Genomic DNA, 15,021 nt, shown 5'->3' with positions numbered 1-15,021 from the left:
AAGAAGGGAGCATTACGCTCCCTTTTTTCTTTTTAATGCTTTGCTACTTTCAGTACATTTTAGGTTCGGTATTCGGCTTAAAAGGCACGACATTTTCAGGCAGAGATTCTTCAAAGCCGCAGCGCCCTTCGAGTGCATCTTGGAACTTACAGACCTGACAGCGTAGCTCTTGCATGAGTACGACATTAGCATGGTGTGGGTTTTTACAGCGGCTAACCACTAAGTCGATGTGACTTTGTTGTGCGCGAAGTCGGTCTTGCATCACGTCTGAAGCCGAGCAGATCATCTGTTCGCACATCTCGTGTTTGAATTGATTGAATGCTTTCGGATCGCTTTTCGCGAGTTGGACAAGTTCATCAAAGGGTGGCAGTTTTTGAGAGGGTTGTGGATGCGCCATCATTCCTTCCTTAGCATTAAGCGTGTTTCATATGCTCTAAGCTTAAGAAAGAAATCTGTACAAATTTTAATCTATTTGTATTTTCTCAATATTGAGACGGTATTAATCGCTTACCGTTAAAATCAAAGTGCGGGTGTTAAGGTGTAAGTACAGCGTCGTTCGCCAGCAATGATGTGCTCTGTACGGCTCACATGGCACTCATCTTTTAGTAACTCAGTAAACACATTGAGCTCAGATTGGCACAGGCTAGGGCAGCGAGTTGCAGCCTTACAGATAGGGCAATGGTTCTCAATCAAGATGTAGTGATCATCATGCTCTTGAAGCTCAGCCATGTAGCCTTCGTCTTCACGAAGCTGGGTAAGTTTTTTAAGCTTGCTGATGAGTGAATTACAGTCAGACAATGCAGTTTGATACTGCTTGAGTGTGTGTTGTTCACGCTCGGCAGCAACCTTAGCCAGTCCTTCTTTACCAAATAGATTCTCCACAGCATCAATCACTTGAATAGTGAGTTCACCATGTCGGTCTGAAAATTGGCTATGGCCTTGTTGGGTCAGGGACCAGTGGCGAGTCGGGCGACCCACTTTCACTTTCACGTCATGAAACGCAAGAATACCGTCATCTTCCAGGCTTTGCAGATGTTGCCTTGCACCCATTGTCGTCATGCCAAATTCTTCTGACAGTTGTTTCGCGGTTACCGCGCCTTGACGCTTAATGGTCTGTAAGATTTTGTCGCTTGTTTTCATACTATCCCTACCTCATGAACCTTACTATTATGAGGCAAGGTGTTTATAAAGCAAACCATTTACTATATTGATAGTAATTTACTCTATAGATAGCGTTTTACTCTATTGGCAGCCATGGGGAGATTCTGGTGCGCTAATAAAACAAAAGGCTGATACTTGGTATCAGCCTTCGAATATTCTGTTTCACCGAGTTTTGGCTTACAGGATATGACCTACCACTTCTGGATCTTTACGCTCTAGGTAGTGGATAGATTTGATGCGGCGAATCGTACGGCAGCGGCCACGGATAAGCAGAGTTTCTGTGGTTGCGATATTGCCTTGACGAGAAATGCCTTCTAGCAAGTCACCTTTAGTGATGCCTGTTGCAGAGAATACAACGTTGTCGCTGCGTGCCATGTCTTCCATCTTCAACACGATACCCGCCGTTACGCCCATTTCTGCGCAGCGCTCAAGTTCAAGTTCACCGTGCTTGCGGTTTTCTTCTGTGTCGCCTTTAACTTCATGACGAGGTAGAAGACGACCGTGCATGTCGCCGTCGAGTGCGCGAATTACCGCAGCTGAAACCACACCTTCAGGTGCGCCACCGATGCAGTACATGACGTCGACTTCGCTGTCTGGCATACAGGTTAAGATAGAAGCCGCAACATCACCGTCTGGCACAGCAAATACACGAACGCCCATAGCTTGCATGTCGGCGATGATTTGATCATGACGAGGCTTAGCAAGCGTGGTTACAACTAGAGTATCGAGTGTTTTACCTAGTGCTTTCGCGATGTTTTCTAGGTTTTCTGTTAGTGGCAGTTCTAGGTCAATCACGCCTTTAGCGCCAGGGCCAACAACCAACTTTTCCATGTACATATCAGGCGCTTTAAGGAAGCTGCCTTTTTCGCCTGCCGCCAATACAGCCAATGCATTTGATTGGCCCATTGCTGTCATGCGTGTCCCTTCAATTGGGTCAACTGCGATGTCGACAGCGTCGCCGCCCACACCTACGTTTTCGCCGATGTACAGCATAGGTGCATCATCGATTTCACCTTCGCCGATAACAATCTCACCGCTAATTTCGGTTTTGTTTAATAGGCTACGCATTACTTCTACAGCAGCGCCATCTGCAGCGTTTTTATCGCCACGGCCAAGCCACTTGTAACCAGCTAGTGCTGCACCTTCTGTGACACGAGAGAATGACATTGCTAAATCGCGTTTCATGCGGACTCCAAAATTTTCAAAGGGGGAATAGAAATTTCGCGGCGAATTTTACCATATCCAAAAGGAAACGTTTGCCTTTTTGTTTTTTGGAGATTGCTCTCGATCAATTCGCAGTGGAAAACAGTTATTATTCATCGAAATAATCGGTTTGCCGTTGTGGCGGTAATCGTTCACGTCAATATTCGGTAAAAAGCGCTGTTTTTTTCATCGAATGGCGCAAAATATCGAATATATTGAGTGTTTATCCTTGCTCTGCTGAGTAGAATGGGGAAATAAGTGGAGTGAACCTTCACCATCAAACGGATAACTTAAAGGTAGGCCAGAATGTCTTTTGAAGTACTAGAGCAGCTAGAAGCAAAAATTCAAACAGCAGTAGATACAATTGCACTTCTTCAAATGGAAGTGGAAGAGCTTAAAGAAGAGAAACAAGCACTAGCAACAGAAGCTGGTGAGCTTAAAGCAAGCCGTCACGAGCTAGAGCAAAAAACTCAGCAAATGCAGGAAGAGCATTCAGCATGGCAAGATCGCATCCGTAACCTTCTTGGTAAAATGGATGAAGTAGAGTAATCGACTCTTCAGATTTAAAAAACGCCCGCTACTCAGTAGCGGGCGTTTTTGTTTGCGTTCTAATACTTCGTATTCTTATGCTTTGTTGTCGTATTCAAAGCCGAGTGAGTTACTCGACCTCTTCTTCTTCAACATCCAAATCAAGTTCTACATCTAGAGGTTCGGCAGAAAGAATGATGCCGGTGTTATCTGCGTAGAGGTAATCTTCAGGTAAGAAGGTCACGCTGCCAAAATTCACTGGAACGTCTAATTCACCAACACCTTCTTGGCTCGCACCAACAGGGATAGAAGCTAAGGCTTGGATGCCTAGGTTCATGTCTTCAAGCTCATCGACTTCACGAACGCAGCCGTAAACCACAATCCCTTCCCACTCATTGTCTTCGGCAAGTAGGGCAATCTCAGCATCGATCAGCGCTTTACGTAGTGAGCCGCCACCATCAATTAACAACACACGTCCCAGACCGTCTTGCTCTAGTACAGAGCGAATCAAAGCGTTGTCTTCAAAACACTTTAATGTCGTGATCTGTCCTGCGAAGGATGCACGTCCACCGAAGTTGCTGAACATTGGCTCCACGACATCAACTTGATCCAAATATATGTCGCACAGTGCTGAAGTGTTGTATTCCATTAGTATACCTTTTGAACAATGAGCTTACTTTGAGTATATCGGCGCTTGATCCCTTTGCAATGATTAGTCTCATTTAACTCAATAGAGTTTGAGCTACGACAACCCCTGCAAACAATAGGTTAGTGACCAGTGAGCATTTCACAATCACGGGCATCATTGGTGCAATCTGCGCTGGTTTTTCGGTTTCCCAAACGGCCTTGCCATGTTTGTAAACAATAACAATGCTCAATAAAAACGGCAGGCTGATCCAGACCGGTTTTTCTTGAATCAGTAGGTAGATAGCGAAAGAAGCAAGGGCGAGACCAAGCAGTGCAAAATGATAGTGTTTGGCTTTGCGTTGTCCTAGGCGAACCGCCATGGTGCGCTTACCGCATTCGCTGTCGTTTTCGATATCACGCATGTTGTTGATATTGAGTACCGCAACCGCCATCAAGCCACAGCCCAATGCCGGAAGGAATAGGCTTGGTTCAACATGGCCAGTGTGCAAGAAGTAAGTCCCTGAAACACCTAACAAACCAAAGAAGATAAACACCGACAAGTCGCCAAGGCCGATATAGCCATAAGGCTTATTACCGACGGTGTAAGCGATAGCTGCAATAATGGCTAATACGCCTAACGCAATGAAAGATAAGATACTTTCAATCGAGGTTAAGGCATGAAAAATAAGAATCAGTCCAGCGACCATGGTAAACACGATGTTGAGGATGATCGCTTGCTTCATGGTTTTCGCCGTCACCGCACCAGATTGCATGGCACGTGTTGGCCCCAGACGATTTTCGTTGTCTGTGCCTTTTACTGCGTCGCCATAGTCATTGGCTAGGTTCGATAAAATCTGTAATAGGGTGGCGGTTAAAAATGCCAGTAGGGCTATCGATAAAGAAAACTGACCACCGGCGAACGCTAAACTACTTCCTGTAAGAATAGAGACAAGTGCGAGAGGCAGAGTTTTTGGTCGTGCGGCATCAAGCCAGATCAGTAGAGATTGTTTCATCGTAGGTCTAATTCTTTGTAAGTCTTCGTTTCATACTGTGATTTGAGTATACGCCCATTTTTCGGGTAATAAAAAGCCCACTCGAAAGTGGGCCTTGAATTCGCTTATTAGCTGCTATTTCTTTGAGATAGAGCAATAAGTTGGAGTTTCGTGTGCTACAGGATGAAGCGGCTTAGGTCTTCGTCTTCAACGAATTCGCCAAGTTTCGATGTTACGTAAGCTTCATCGATCACTAGCTTGCTGCCTGCTTTGTCTGTTGCTTCGAATGAAATCTCATCCATTAGACGCTCCATTACCGTGTGTAGACGACGCGCACCGATGTTCTCAGTGGTTTCGTTTACGCGCCATGCTGCGTCCGCAATTTGGTTGATGCCATCTTCAGTGAACTCAATGCTGACATCTTCTGTTTTCATTAGGGCAATGTATTGCTCTGTCAGCGATGCTTTTGGTTCAGTCAGGATACGTTTGAAGTCATGTGCTGAAAGCGCTTCAAGTTCTACGCGGATTGGTAGACGACCTTGTAGCTCAGGGATCAGGTCAGATGGCTTAGCCACTTGGAATGCGCCTGATGTGATAAACAAGATGTGGTCAGTTTTCACCATGCCGTGCTTGGTTGATACTGTGCTGCCTTCGATAAGAGGCAGTAGGTCACGCTGAACACCTTCGCGAGATACGTCTGGGCCTGAGCTGTCGCCACGCTTACAGATTTTGTCGATCTCATCGATGAATACGATGCCGTTGTTTTCAGCGTTGAAGATCGCATTCTCTTTTAGCTCTTCTTGATTCACAAGCTTTGAAGCTTCTTCTTCCGTCAGTGCTTTGAATGCGTCTTTGATTTTCATCTTACGCTTTTTCTTGGTGTCGCCTGCTAGGTTTTGGAACATGCCTTGCAGCTGGTTTGTCATCTCTTCCATGCCTGGAGGTGACATGATTTCAACGCCCATTTGCGGCGCGGCTACATCAACTTCGATCTCTTTGTCGTCTAGCTTACCTTCACGCAGTTTCTTGCGGAAAATCTGACGAGTGTTTGAAGATGTGGTGTCTTCAGTTGATTGCTCGTTCTGACCCCAAGCATCACGTGCTGGTGGTAGAAGGGCATCAAGAATGCGTTCTTCAGCTTGTTCTTCAGCGCGGTATTGTACTTTTTCCATCGCTTGTTGGTGTGTCATCTTGATTGCAACGTCCGTTAGATCACGGATGATGGTCTCAACTTCTTTACCAACGTAGCCAACTTCGGTGAACTTAGTCGCTTCTACCTTGATAAAAGGCGCGTTTGCTAGTTTCGCTAGACGGCGAGCAATCTCAGTTTTACCGACACCTGTTGGACCAATCATTAGGATGTTCTTTGGTGATACTTCAACACGCAGGCTTTCTTCAAGCTGCATACGACGCCAGCGGTTACGCAGAGCGATAGCCACTGAACGCTTAGCGTTGTCTTGGCCGATAATGTGGCGATTGAGTTCGTGAACAATTTCGCGAGGAGTCATCTCAGACATGGTTTTTCCTTAATTCTTTAATCACTGTTGAATACAACGTTATTGATGGAAGCGGTCGTTACTCTGGCTTTGGCAGCTCAACGGTGCTTTCTAGTTCTTCAATAGTGTGGTGATGGTTGGTGAATACACAGATATCGCCCGCAATGTTCAGCGACTTCTCTGCGATTTCACGCGCATCTAAATCAGTATTTTCTAATAGTGCAGTAGCGGCTGCTTGAGCGAAGTTACCGCCCGAACCGATCGCAATCAGGTCGTTCTCAGGTTGAACTACGTCACCGTTACCTGTGATGATCAGTGAAGCGGTCTCATCCGCTACTGCTAACAGTGCTTCTAACTTACGTAGAGCACGGTCGCTACGCCAATCCTTCGCTAGCTCAACGGCAGCTTTGGTCAGGTGGCCTTGGTGCATTTGTAGCTTGCTTTCAAATTTTTCGAATAGCGTGAAAGCATCAGCGGTACCGCCAGCAAAACCTGCCAGTACTTTGTTGTTGTATAGGCGACGTACTTTACGGGCATTGCCCTTCATTACAGTATTGCCTAGAGATACTTGTCCATCACCCGCGATGACGACTTTATTATTACGACGTACAGATACAATGGTAGTCACGAGTAGGGCCTCTTAATATTTCTTATCTTTGGGTATAAAAAGTATATGAGGATGGCGCTCGGATAATTCAAGGAAGGGGGAGTGATGTCGTGCAAACTTATCGGCGGAAGTTGTAAGGAAATTTGGTTAAAGGGGAGAGGGATAAAAGAAAACCTCCACAATGGGAGGCTTTCGGTGTTTGTTTTCGGCTTTTACTAAGACAGAGGTTGCCGCTGAACTTAAAACTAATCGGTGTCTTTCCAAATAGCACAAGGTTCGATTTTCGCTCGTTGCAGCTTATGGCGATCTCGTTCTGCGTCACGCTTTAACTTGTATGGTCCTAGAACCACACGGTACCAGCTACTGCCATCTTTCTTGCGGATCTCACTCGAGATACCTTGGAAGGCAATATCCAACTTACGTGCTTCTGCCTGCGACGAGGTTTTGTAAGCGCCACACTGCATGATGTAAGGGATCTTAGAGATCTGTTGCTCTTTGGCTTTTACTTCAATCTCGCGGCTTGGCAGCGTTTCAACGTAATCCCACTTCTCTTCAGGAGGCGGCGGAATCACTTTCGCTGGTTTTGGCTTAGGTTTTGGTTTGGTTGCCACAGGCGTTGGTGCTGGCGGCTCAGGATCATTACTCAATAGGTAAAGTCCGTAACCAAAACCACCGGCAAGGAGGATCGCCAAAAGACCACTGCGCCAAGGTTTACGGCGAGGGGCTTGTTTTTTGGTTGGTTTTTTCGTGCCACGACCACGCTTTACATAATCTCTATTAGCCACAAGACAATTCAATAGTTGCTGATTCTGCCCTCATGGTAATCCAGATTGCGCGAGGATAATAGTGCAGAAATGGAAGCGGCACATCAAAATGTGCCGCAGATTTATAAGGGTATTTCTGAGGGTTACATTCGAGGTGGCGCTGTACTGCCTCGAACTACCAATTTAGCTTCAAGCAGACGCGAACCTGCTTGCACATCGTTGCCCTTCAATAGATCAAGCATCATCAACATCGCTTGGCGTCCAATCTCATAACGAGGCTGAGAAATGGTGGTTAGCGGTGGATCGCAGTATTGAGCGAATTGGATGTCATCGAAGCCGACAATCGATAGGTCTTGAGGAACGCGCAAGCCCAGCTTCTTCGCTTCTTGAATCGCACCAATCGCCATCGCATCGTTGTGACAGAAGATAGCGGTTGGCTGTTCAGGCAGTGCCAGTAATTGACGAACCGCTTGAGCGCCCGCTTCAAAGGTGAAATCACCAACCGTACTGTAGGCTGGATTCATAGAGACACCGGCACGACGCAGCGCTTGTTGGTAGCCTTGTTGACGGAACTTACACAGCGTTGCCGATACGGGGCCTGAGATTTGAGCGATGCGTTTATGACCTAGCTGAGCTAGGTAGTTAACCGCTTCAAATGCAGAGGTCAGGTTATCGATGTGTACCGTAGGCAGTTCAAGCTCTGGTGCGAACTCACATGCCATTACCATCGGCGGTAAATTCTTTTGTTCAGGCTTGCTGACATCAAACGGATGGTCAGTGCCAAGCAGCAGCATGCCGTCGGCTTGTTTGGTGAACACTAAGTTAACAAATGAAGACTCGCGCTTCTTTTGCTGGCCGCTATCACCTAGCAGAACAAGGTAATCATTTTCTACTGCGGCATCTTCGATACCACGAATGATCTCGGCGAAATAAGGGTCACAGATATCAGGAACAATAGTGATGATGGTTTTTGATTCGTTGCGACGTAAGTTTCTAGCTAATGTATTGGGTGAGTATCCAGCTTCAAGTACTGCTGTTTCCACTCGTTTGCGAGTTGAAACTGAGACTTTCTCAGGGTTCATCAATGCACGTGATACCGTGGCTGTTGAGACGCCTGCTAGCTGGGCAACATCCTTCATTGTCGCCATAAATTAAACCCTCTTTTAAGTTCCTTTGTCGCCTAAGTATCTAAGGCGTGAATAATAAATGTAATCGAATAGATATTATGAAAGTGTTGCTAACACTTTTTTTATTGCAATATTTTATTCGTTTAATCCGTGTAAAGTTACGGCTAGATTAACAAAAATCACATGACTAGTGTGAAGTTGCTCACGAGAAATATGAAATATTTGTGAACAAACTTATCATTAGTTTTAACCCAAGTGGGTTTAGCTCAAATCTTGCGGCTCAATATCGAGTGACCAGCGGACTTTTTTCGCAGCAGGTAACATATTGATGGCCGGCTTGGCACTCATTAATAGCTTCTGCATTAACGAGCGCGTCTGAGTTTGTAAGATTAACTGCCAGCGCGATTTGCCCGCACGTTTTGCTAACGGAGCCGGAGTTGGCCCTAACACCATGCAATATTGGTCAAACAGTGGATGTGATTCCAATGTGTGACGAACCTGACGCAAGAACTCCTCCACCAAGCGAGTGTCATTCGCTTCTGCTCTAAACAGCGTCATAAAGGTATAGGGCGGTAACATTGCCTGCTTACGTTCTGCCAGTGCCGTCTGAGCAAAGTGGTTATAGTCTTTGTGCAGCAAGGCTTGCAGCAACCCATGTTCTGGATGGTGAGTCTGTAAGATCACTTCACCGGGTTTACTTGCTCGTCCTGCGCGTCCCGCTACTTGGATGAATAGCTGGGCAAGACGTTCAGACGCTCGGAAGTCACTGCTATATAAAGAGCCATCCACATCCAATAACGCCACAAGTGTCACGTCAGGGAAATGGTGACCCTTAGCAAGCATCTGCGTGCCGATAAGAATTTGGTATTCACCTTTACGAATCGACTCTAGTGCGCTTTCTAAGCTGCCTTTACGGCGGGTGCTGTCGCGGTCAATACGAATGGTTTTGTATTCAGGGAATAGTTGGCCAAGCTGAGCTTCTAACTGCTCGGTCCCGACACCCACTGTCACTAAGTTTGCAGATCCACAGCCTTGGCAATTGTGCACGATATGCTGCTGAGAGCCGCAGTGGTGGCAGCGCATCTCATTGCTGTATTGGTGATAGGTGTAGTAAGCATCGCAACGTTTACACTCGGCTGTCCAACCACAATCGTGACACATTAATGCCGGAGAAAACCCTCGACGATTGAGGAACAGCATCACTTGGTTGCCAGCTTTGAGGTGTCTTTGCATCTCTGCAATTAACGACGCAGACAAACCACTTTCTAGATATTCACCTTTAACATCCAACACCTTATTGGTGGTCGGCAGTGCGACACCCGCACGTGAAGTCAGGGTGAGATAACTGTATTTGCCGATCTGAGCGTTGTGCAGCGTCTCAAAGGCTGGAGTCGCCGAGCCTAACACAACCGGGATCTGCGCTTTATGAGCACGCATGATCGCCACATCTCGAGCGTGGTAGCGCAGGCTATCTTGCTGTTTATAAGAGGTATCGTGCTCTTCGTCGACAATGATAATGCCTAGGTCAGCAAACGGCGTGAACAGAGCTGAACGGGTACCAATCACGATGCCCGCTATTTTATCGCGCGCCGATAACCAAGCATTCAGTCGCTCAGAATCGTTTAAGCCCGAGTGGATAACCTCAACAGGTACATTAAAGCGTCGCTTAAAGCGGTTAATCGTTTGAGGGGTGAGACCAATCTCGGGCACGAGCACTAATGCTTGTTTACCTTGGTCGAGAATCGGCTTAATCATATTCAGGTAGACCTCGGTCTTACCTGAGCCAGTGACACCCTCTAGCAGGAAACAACCGAAGTCGGTCTGGCTATTTACGGTCGCAATCGCGATGGCTTGTTCGGCATTGATTTTAGGCTTGTCTTGGTCGTTTTCAAGATCAACTGGCCACGGCTGACGCTTTGGCTTTTTCTCTACCGATTCAATCCAGCCTTTCTCTTCTAGCGTTTTGAGTACGGCGCTGCCAACTTCTTCATCAATGAACTCTTGATGAGGAACAGGGCCGTGCTCAAGCATATGCATCACTTTGGCTTGCTTGACCGCGCGACCAAAACCTTGCATTAACTGATCTTTGCCTGATGGTGTTAACTGCCATTCAACCAGCGTCGCGAAGTCGGCGGCTTTGCCTTTTCTTAGAGCGCTCGGAAGGGCGTTAGCAAAGGTTTCACCAAGCGGGTACTGATAAAATTGGCTGCACCACATTAACAGTGAATAGACAGATTCCGGCCAAACAGGCTGATTGTCTAATAAGGCTTTAATGGGTTTGAGCTTGTCTAGCTCGAATTCAGATTCGTTAACCAGAGCAGTGACAATGCCGGTTAAGGTTTGTCGTCCAAAAGGCACAGAGACTCGTCCACCAATAATCGGAAATAGGTGGCTTGGAATCTTGTAATCGAACTGCTTGTCGAGTGGAACAGGCAGTGCCACGCGGGCAATCATTGGACGCATAAAGGGACGGCTTTATCTGAGTTGACGAGAGCGAACAGTCTAAAGGATAAGGCGGTTAAATTCGAGAAGCAGTTTGGATGAAGGCGTCGAGTTAGCGTATACCGACAACGACAGCCTGAAATCTCAGGCCGATAAAGGAAATAAAGAGAGAATTGGTGAAAAATGTATCAAATCGGTTGATCCTACCTTATAGATTCATTACTATACTGCGCCTTAAAGGTATGGCTTCATCACTCTTTTGTGTCGATGCGGTGTCTTTATTTCTTTTTTTAAACTACGTGTGGTGTGCGGCTTAGAATCGTATAGCGACACGGCCTACTTGAGGTTATCCCATGAAAGCTGGAATCCACCCAGAATACAAAGCAGTTACTGCAACTTGTTCTTGCGGCAACACATTTGAGTTCAACTCAACGCTAGCAAAAGAATCAATCCACCTAGACGTATGTGACAAATGTCACCCGTTCTACACTGGTAAGCAACGTATCGTAGATACTGGCGGCCGTGTTGATCGCTTCAACAAGCGTTTCGGTGCTCTTTCTAGCAAGAAGTAATTCTCGCTATTTAGACATGAAAAAGGACACTTCGGTGTCCTTTTTTGTTGCCTGTAATTTGAGAAAGCACTGACTTCTATTCAAGCATCACTCTCACCCAACGATAAGTTGCCTCTCTATTCTATTTCAGGGTAATTCCTTGCGTATCTCTGCACCAAAATTCCGCGCGAAAGTTCAACAAGCGATAGTAATTTCAACTGCTCACTGGTCTTATTAGTAGTGAAATCTCGTTTTTTAATGAGACAGAGGCTTCAACCACCTAGGAACTTTGAAGTACATCCATTAACATGAACAAGATCCCCCAAATAATAATATCCTAGGAACCTACACCTATGTCTGAAGACAGCAGCCAAGCTCAATCCTCTCAAGAATTATCACCCCAAGAACAATTCCGTCAGCAAGCTCTTGATTACCATGAGTTCCCAATTCCAGGCAAAATTGCCGTAGAACTGACGAAGCCTGCAAACTCTGCAGAAGACCTAGCACTTGCATACAGCCCAGGCGTGGCTGAGCCTGTTCGCGAGATCGCACAGAACGTTGATAACGTTTATAAGTACACAGGTAAAGGCAACATGGTTGCAGTTATCTCTAACGGTACAGCGATTCTTGGCCTAGGTAACCTTGGCCCTATTGCTTCTAAACCTGTTATGGAAGGTAAAGCGCTCCTGTTTAAGCGTTTTGCTGGTTTAGATTCTATCGATATTGAAGTAAAACACCGCACAATCGATGAGTTCGTTGATACGGTTGCGAATATCGCAGATACATTCGGCGGTATTAACCTGGAAGATATCAAAGCACCAGACTGTTTTGAGATTGAACGTCGCCTGATTGAACGTTGTGATGTTCCGGTATTCCACGATGACCAACACGGTACAGCGATTGTAACGGCAGCGGGTATGCTGAACGCGATCGAGCTTCAAGGTAAGAAACTTGAAGAGTGTAAGATCGTTTGTTTAGGTGCTGGCGCAGCAGCGGTTGCTTGTATGGAGCTACTGATTAAGTGTGGCGCTCAGCGTGAAAAAATCTACATGCTTGACCGTAAAGGTGTGATCCACACTCGTCGTGATGACCTAAACGAATACAAAGAGCTGTTCGCAAATAACACGGATAAGCGCACGCTTGAAGATGTTATCGAAGGCGCTGACCTGTTCTTGGGTGTATCGGGTCCTAACCTACTGCCTGCTGAAGCACTAACGCTGATGGCTGATAAGCCTGTTGTGTTTGCATGTTCAAACCCAGATCCAGAGATCAAGCCTGAGCTTGCACATGAAGTTCGTTCTGACCTAATCATGGGTACAGGCCGCAGTGATTACCCTAACCAGGTAAACAACGTACTTTGTTTCCCATTCATTTTCCGTGGTGCACTAGACGTGCGTGCGAGCGAAATCAATGATGAAATGAAGCTGGCGGCGGTTAAAGCGATTCGTGAACTAGCGAAAGAAGAAGTTCCAGCTGAAGTACTAGCAGCTGCGGGCGAGACTGCACTGGAGTTCGGTAAGGGTTACATCATTCCTAAGCCAATGGACCCACGTCTACTTCCTCGCGTAGCACGAGCAGTTGCGGAAGCGGCTGTTGAATCTGGCGTAGCTCGTATCGAGATGCCTGCTAACTATATGGCTTAATAGCTGTTGCTCTATTGAGCGAAAAAGAATAATAAAAAAACCGACTCATCTGGAGTCGGTTTTTTTATGTCTATCATTCACAGCGCAGTCATAAAAACGCAATGCGTGATGTGATAAATAGGGTCAGCTATAGCGAATCAATAATGAAGGCAGTGACTGAGTTGTCTTTATTCTTCGTCAAACGCTTCGAACTCGATACCCATTTCTGTCATCAGTTTTTTCACTTCAGCAGGGATATCGTCAGGACGATCTTTACGAAGGTCTTCATCCGTTGGTAGTGGTTGGCCTGTGTACGCATGTAGAAAGGCTTCGCACAGTAGCTCACTGTTTGTTGCATGGCGTAGGTTATTAATCTGGCGGCGAGTACGCTCGTCAGTAAGAACCTTTAACACTTTTAGAGGGATAGAAACTGTAATTTTCTTTACTTGTTCGCTTTTCTTTCCATGCTCAGCATATGGGCTTATGTATTCACCATTCCAGTCGGCCATTGCGTACCTTCATCACTTTAGTTGTTAGAATAAATTAATAGTGGTGATTTTAGCGGGATTTACTGCCATAAGCAAAGACATATAGACGTCTAGAAGTGTTGACGTCTCACGTTTATGAAAGTAAAGTGAATAACATATATCTAACACAGCCGCAAAATGCCGACAAGCAGCTGTGATTCTCAGACGCAAAACTTGTAAGGAAGCACCTATGAGCAGCCGGAAGCCAGCAACAATCGCAGTACGTACTGGTATCGAGTCAGACACGCAACACCATGCCGTTGTCCCACCCATTTATCTTTCGACTAACTATGGGTTTCCCGCTTTTGGTGAAGTGCCAAAGTACGATTACACCCGTTCTGGTAACCCAAACCGCGGTTTATTAGAAACGGCACTGTTTGAGCTTGAATCAGGCAAAGGCGCGGTTGTGACTAACTGCGGTACTTCGGCGCTTAACTTATGGGTTTCGGCTTTCTTAGGCGGCGATGATCTTATTATTGCACCGCACGACTGCTACGGCGGTACTTACCGCCTGTTTAACACTCGCTCGCTAAAAGGTGACTTCAAAGTTCTGTTCGTTGATCAATCGGATCAAGCCGCGCTGGATGCAGCGATCGCGCTTAAGCCAAAGTTGATCTTAATCGAAACCCCATCGAATCCACTGGTTCGTGTGGTTGATATTGCAGAAACTTGCCGCAAAGCGAAAGAGGTTGGTGCTCTGGTTGCTGTCGACAACACGTTTTTGACACCTGTGTTCCAAAAGCCTTTAGAGCTGGGTGCTGATTTTGTTATCCACTCTACAACCAAGTACATCAATGGACACTCAGATGTTATTGGTGGCGTTGTGGTCACTAAGACAGAAGAGCACGCTGAAGAGCTAGCATGGTGGGGTAACTGTATTGGTGCGACCGGCACACCATTTGATAGCTACATGACTTTACGTGGTATTCGTACGCTAGGTGCGCGTATGCGAGTTCACGAAGAAAGCTCGCGTGAGATTCTGGCGTCTCTGCAGCAACAAGATCTCGTCGGCACTATTTACCACCCAAGCCTTCCCGAACATCCGGGGCATGATATCGCGAAGAAACAGCAATCGGGCTTTGGCTCAATGCTCAGCTTTGAGTTTGCGGGCTCATTCGAGGCGCTTAAATACTTTGTTGATAAGTTAGAGCTATTCTCCTTGGCAGAATCATTGGGCGGTGTTGAAAGCCTGATTTGTCACCCTGCGTCGATGACTCACCGTGCGATGGGTGAAGAAGCATTAGCAGAAGCGGGTGTTTCTCAGCAACTACTGCGTCTATCTGTTGGCCTTGAAGATGCAGAAGACCTAATCGATGACCTCAAGCAAGCGTTTGAAAGAACACAGCGCTTTATTGCTGAAGGGGAGGGTTAATA

General features: G+C 46.4%; 15 protein-coding genes. 4 read left to right on the top strand and 11 right to left on the bottom strand.

The features are described 5' to 3' along the window. Positions 1 to 49: 49 nt before the first annotated feature. The 3 genes from MSG36_RS19155 to glpX all read right to left on the bottom strand — a co-directional run bounded on the left by MSG36_RS19155 (position 50) and on the right by glpX (position 2,346). Positions 50 to 397, bottom strand: a complete 348-nt coding sequence (locus MSG36_RS19155) for a DUF3135 domain-containing protein (RefSeq protein WP_048614960.1) — start codon at positions 395 to 397, stop codon at positions 50 to 52. 122 nt (positions 398 to 519) lie between these two features. Next, positions 520 to 1,140, bottom strand: a complete 621-nt coding sequence (locus tag MSG36_RS19150) for a metalloregulator ArsR/SmtB family transcription factor (protein ID WP_050619835.1) — start codon at positions 1,138 to 1,140, stop codon at positions 520 to 522. Between the two features lie 198 nt (positions 1,141 to 1,338). Further along, positions 1,339 to 2,346, bottom strand: coding sequence for a class II fructose-bisphosphatase (glpX, locus tag MSG36_RS19145; RefSeq protein WP_048605418.1), 1,008 nt, complete (start codon positions 2,344 to 2,346; stop codon positions 1,339 to 1,341). A gap of 324 nt (positions 2,347 to 2,670) precedes the next feature. Here glpX and zapB point away from each other — a divergent pair, with 324 nt between their 5' ends. Then, the gene (zapB, locus tag MSG36_RS19140; protein WP_008219652.1) at positions 2,671 to 2,913 is read left to right on the top strand and encodes a cell division protein ZapB; all 243 of its coding nucleotides are present in this window, start codon (positions 2,671 to 2,673) and stop codon (positions 2,911 to 2,913) included. A gap of 109 nt (positions 2,914 to 3,022) precedes the next feature. Here the strand turns inward: zapB and rraA are convergent, their stop codons facing one another. From rraA to priA, 7 genes are all read right to left on the bottom strand, one after another. Continuing rightward, complete coding sequence (gene rraA / locus MSG36_RS19135; RefSeq protein WP_017071322.1) at positions 3,023 to 3,541, bottom strand: ribonuclease E activity regulator RraA; 519 nt, start codon at positions 3,539 to 3,541, stop codon at positions 3,023 to 3,025. Positions 3,542 to 3,614: 73 nt separating this feature from the next. Then, positions 3,615 to 4,532: a 1,4-dihydroxy-2-naphthoate polyprenyltransferase gene (locus MSG36_RS19130; protein ID WP_248369318.1), complete on the bottom strand. Its 918-nt coding sequence runs from the start codon at positions 4,530 to 4,532 to the stop codon at positions 3,615 to 3,617. A gap of 155 nt (positions 4,533 to 4,687) precedes the next feature. Further along, complete coding sequence (hslU, locus tag MSG36_RS19125) at positions 4,688 to 6,028, bottom strand: HslU--HslV peptidase ATPase subunit (protein ID WP_048605412.1); 1,341 nt, start codon at positions 6,026 to 6,028, stop codon at positions 4,688 to 4,690. 58 nt (positions 6,029 to 6,086) lie between these two features. Next, positions 6,087 to 6,635 carry an ATP-dependent protease subunit HslV gene (gene hslV / locus MSG36_RS19120; protein ID WP_004729692.1) on the bottom strand — a complete coding sequence of 183 codons (549 nt, stop codon included), beginning with the start codon at positions 6,633 to 6,635 and terminating at the stop codon, positions 6,087 to 6,089. 224 nt (positions 6,636 to 6,859) lie between these two features. Then, entirely contained in the window at positions 6,860 to 7,399 is a 540-nt protein-coding gene (locus tag MSG36_RS19115) for an SPOR domain-containing protein (RefSeq protein WP_048605407.1), read from the bottom strand. A 122-nt stretch (positions 7,400 to 7,521) separates the two neighbouring features. Beyond that, positions 7,522 to 8,526: a DNA-binding transcriptional regulator CytR gene (cytR, locus tag MSG36_RS19110; RefSeq protein ID WP_017103629.1), complete on the bottom strand. Its 1,005-nt coding sequence runs from the start codon at positions 8,524 to 8,526 to the stop codon at positions 7,522 to 7,524. A 240-nt stretch (positions 8,527 to 8,766) separates the two neighbouring features. Next, positions 8,767 to 10,968, bottom strand: a complete 2,202-nt coding sequence (priA, locus tag MSG36_RS19105) for a primosomal protein N' (RefSeq protein ID WP_248369316.1) — start codon at positions 10,966 to 10,968, stop codon at positions 8,767 to 8,769. Positions 10,969 to 11,300: 332 nt separating this feature from the next. Between priA and rpmE the strand changes: the two genes are divergently transcribed. Beyond that, positions 11,301 to 11,519 (top strand): 50S ribosomal protein L31, encoded by a 219-nt coding sequence (rpmE, locus tag MSG36_RS19100; protein ID WP_004737142.1) that lies wholly within the window; start codon positions 11,301 to 11,303, stop codon positions 11,517 to 11,519. A 332-nt stretch (positions 11,520 to 11,851) separates the two neighbouring features. Continuing rightward, positions 11,852 to 13,141 (top strand): malic enzyme-like NAD(P)-binding protein, encoded by a 1,290-nt coding sequence (locus tag MSG36_RS19095; protein WP_017061144.1) that lies wholly within the window; start codon positions 11,852 to 11,854, stop codon positions 13,139 to 13,141. 167 nt (positions 13,142 to 13,308) lie between these two features. Here MSG36_RS19095 and metJ read toward each other — a convergent pair whose 3' ends face one another. After that, positions 13,309 to 13,629, bottom strand: coding sequence for a met regulon transcriptional regulator MetJ (metJ, locus tag MSG36_RS19090; protein ID WP_004415993.1), 321 nt, complete (start codon positions 13,627 to 13,629; stop codon positions 13,309 to 13,311). 208 nt (positions 13,630 to 13,837) lie between these two features. Here metJ and MSG36_RS19085 point away from each other — a divergent pair, with 208 nt between their 5' ends. Then, complete coding sequence (locus MSG36_RS19085) at positions 13,838 to 15,019, top strand: O-succinylhomoserine (thiol)-lyase (protein ID WP_017061143.1); 1,182 nt, start codon at positions 13,838 to 13,840, stop codon at positions 15,017 to 15,019. Positions 15,020 to 15,021 lie beyond the last annotated feature (2 nt).

Origin of the sequence: Vibrio sp. 1CM8B (genome assembly GCF_023161685.1) — a bacterium.
Taxonomy (GTDB): Bacteria; Pseudomonadota; Gammaproteobacteria; order Enterobacterales; family Vibrionaceae; genus Vibrio; species Vibrio coralliirubri.
This window is presented reverse-complemented; position numbering and strand designations above follow the sequence as displayed.

What these genes read in the sequence shown, in the direction of transcription:
- MSG36_RS19095 (WP_017061144.1), top strand. Translation starts at nt 11,852, where the DNA reads ATGTCTGAAGACAGCAGCCAAGCTCAATCCTCTCAAGAATTATCACCC.
- hslU (WP_048605412.1), bottom strand. Translation starts at nt 6,028, where the DNA reads ATGTCTGAGATGACTCCTCGCGAAATTGTTCACGAACTCAATCGCCAC.
- priA (WP_248369316.1), bottom strand. Translation starts at nt 10,968, where the DNA reads ATGCGTCCAATGATTGCCCGCGTGGCACTGCCTGTTCCACTCGACAAG.
- MSG36_RS19155 (WP_048614960.1), bottom strand. Translation starts at nt 397, where the DNA reads ATGGCGCATCCACAACCCTCTCAAAAACTGCCACCCTTTGATGAACTT.
- MSG36_RS19085 (WP_017061143.1), top strand. Translation starts at nt 13,838, where the DNA reads ATGAGCAGCCGGAAGCCAGCAACAATCGCAGTACGTACTGGTATCGAG.
- cytR (WP_017103629.1), bottom strand. Translation starts at nt 8,526, where the DNA reads ATGGCGACAATGAAGGATGTTGCCCAGCTAGCAGGCGTCTCAACAGCC.
- metJ (WP_004415993.1), bottom strand. Translation starts at nt 13,629, where the DNA reads ATGGCCGACTGGAATGGTGAATACATAAGCCCATATGCTGAGCATGGA.
- MSG36_RS19130 (WP_248369318.1), bottom strand. Translation starts at nt 4,532, where the DNA reads ATGAAACAATCTCTACTGATCTGGCTTGATGCCGCACGACCAAAAACT.
- rpmE (WP_004737142.1), top strand. Translation starts at nt 11,301, where the DNA reads ATGAAAGCTGGAATCCACCCAGAATACAAAGCAGTTACTGCAACTTGT.
- rraA (WP_017071322.1), bottom strand. Translation starts at nt 3,541, where the DNA reads ATGGAATACAACACTTCAGCACTGTGCGACATATATTTGGATCAAGTT.
- glpX (WP_048605418.1), bottom strand. Translation starts at nt 2,346, where the DNA reads ATGAAACGCGATTTAGCAATGTCATTCTCTCGTGTCACAGAAGGTGCA.
- zapB (WP_008219652.1), top strand. Translation starts at nt 2,671, where the DNA reads ATGTCTTTTGAAGTACTAGAGCAGCTAGAAGCAAAAATTCAAACAGCA.
- MSG36_RS19150 (WP_050619835.1), bottom strand. Translation starts at nt 1,140, where the DNA reads ATGAAAACAAGCGACAAAATCTTACAGACCATTAAGCGTCAAGGCGCG.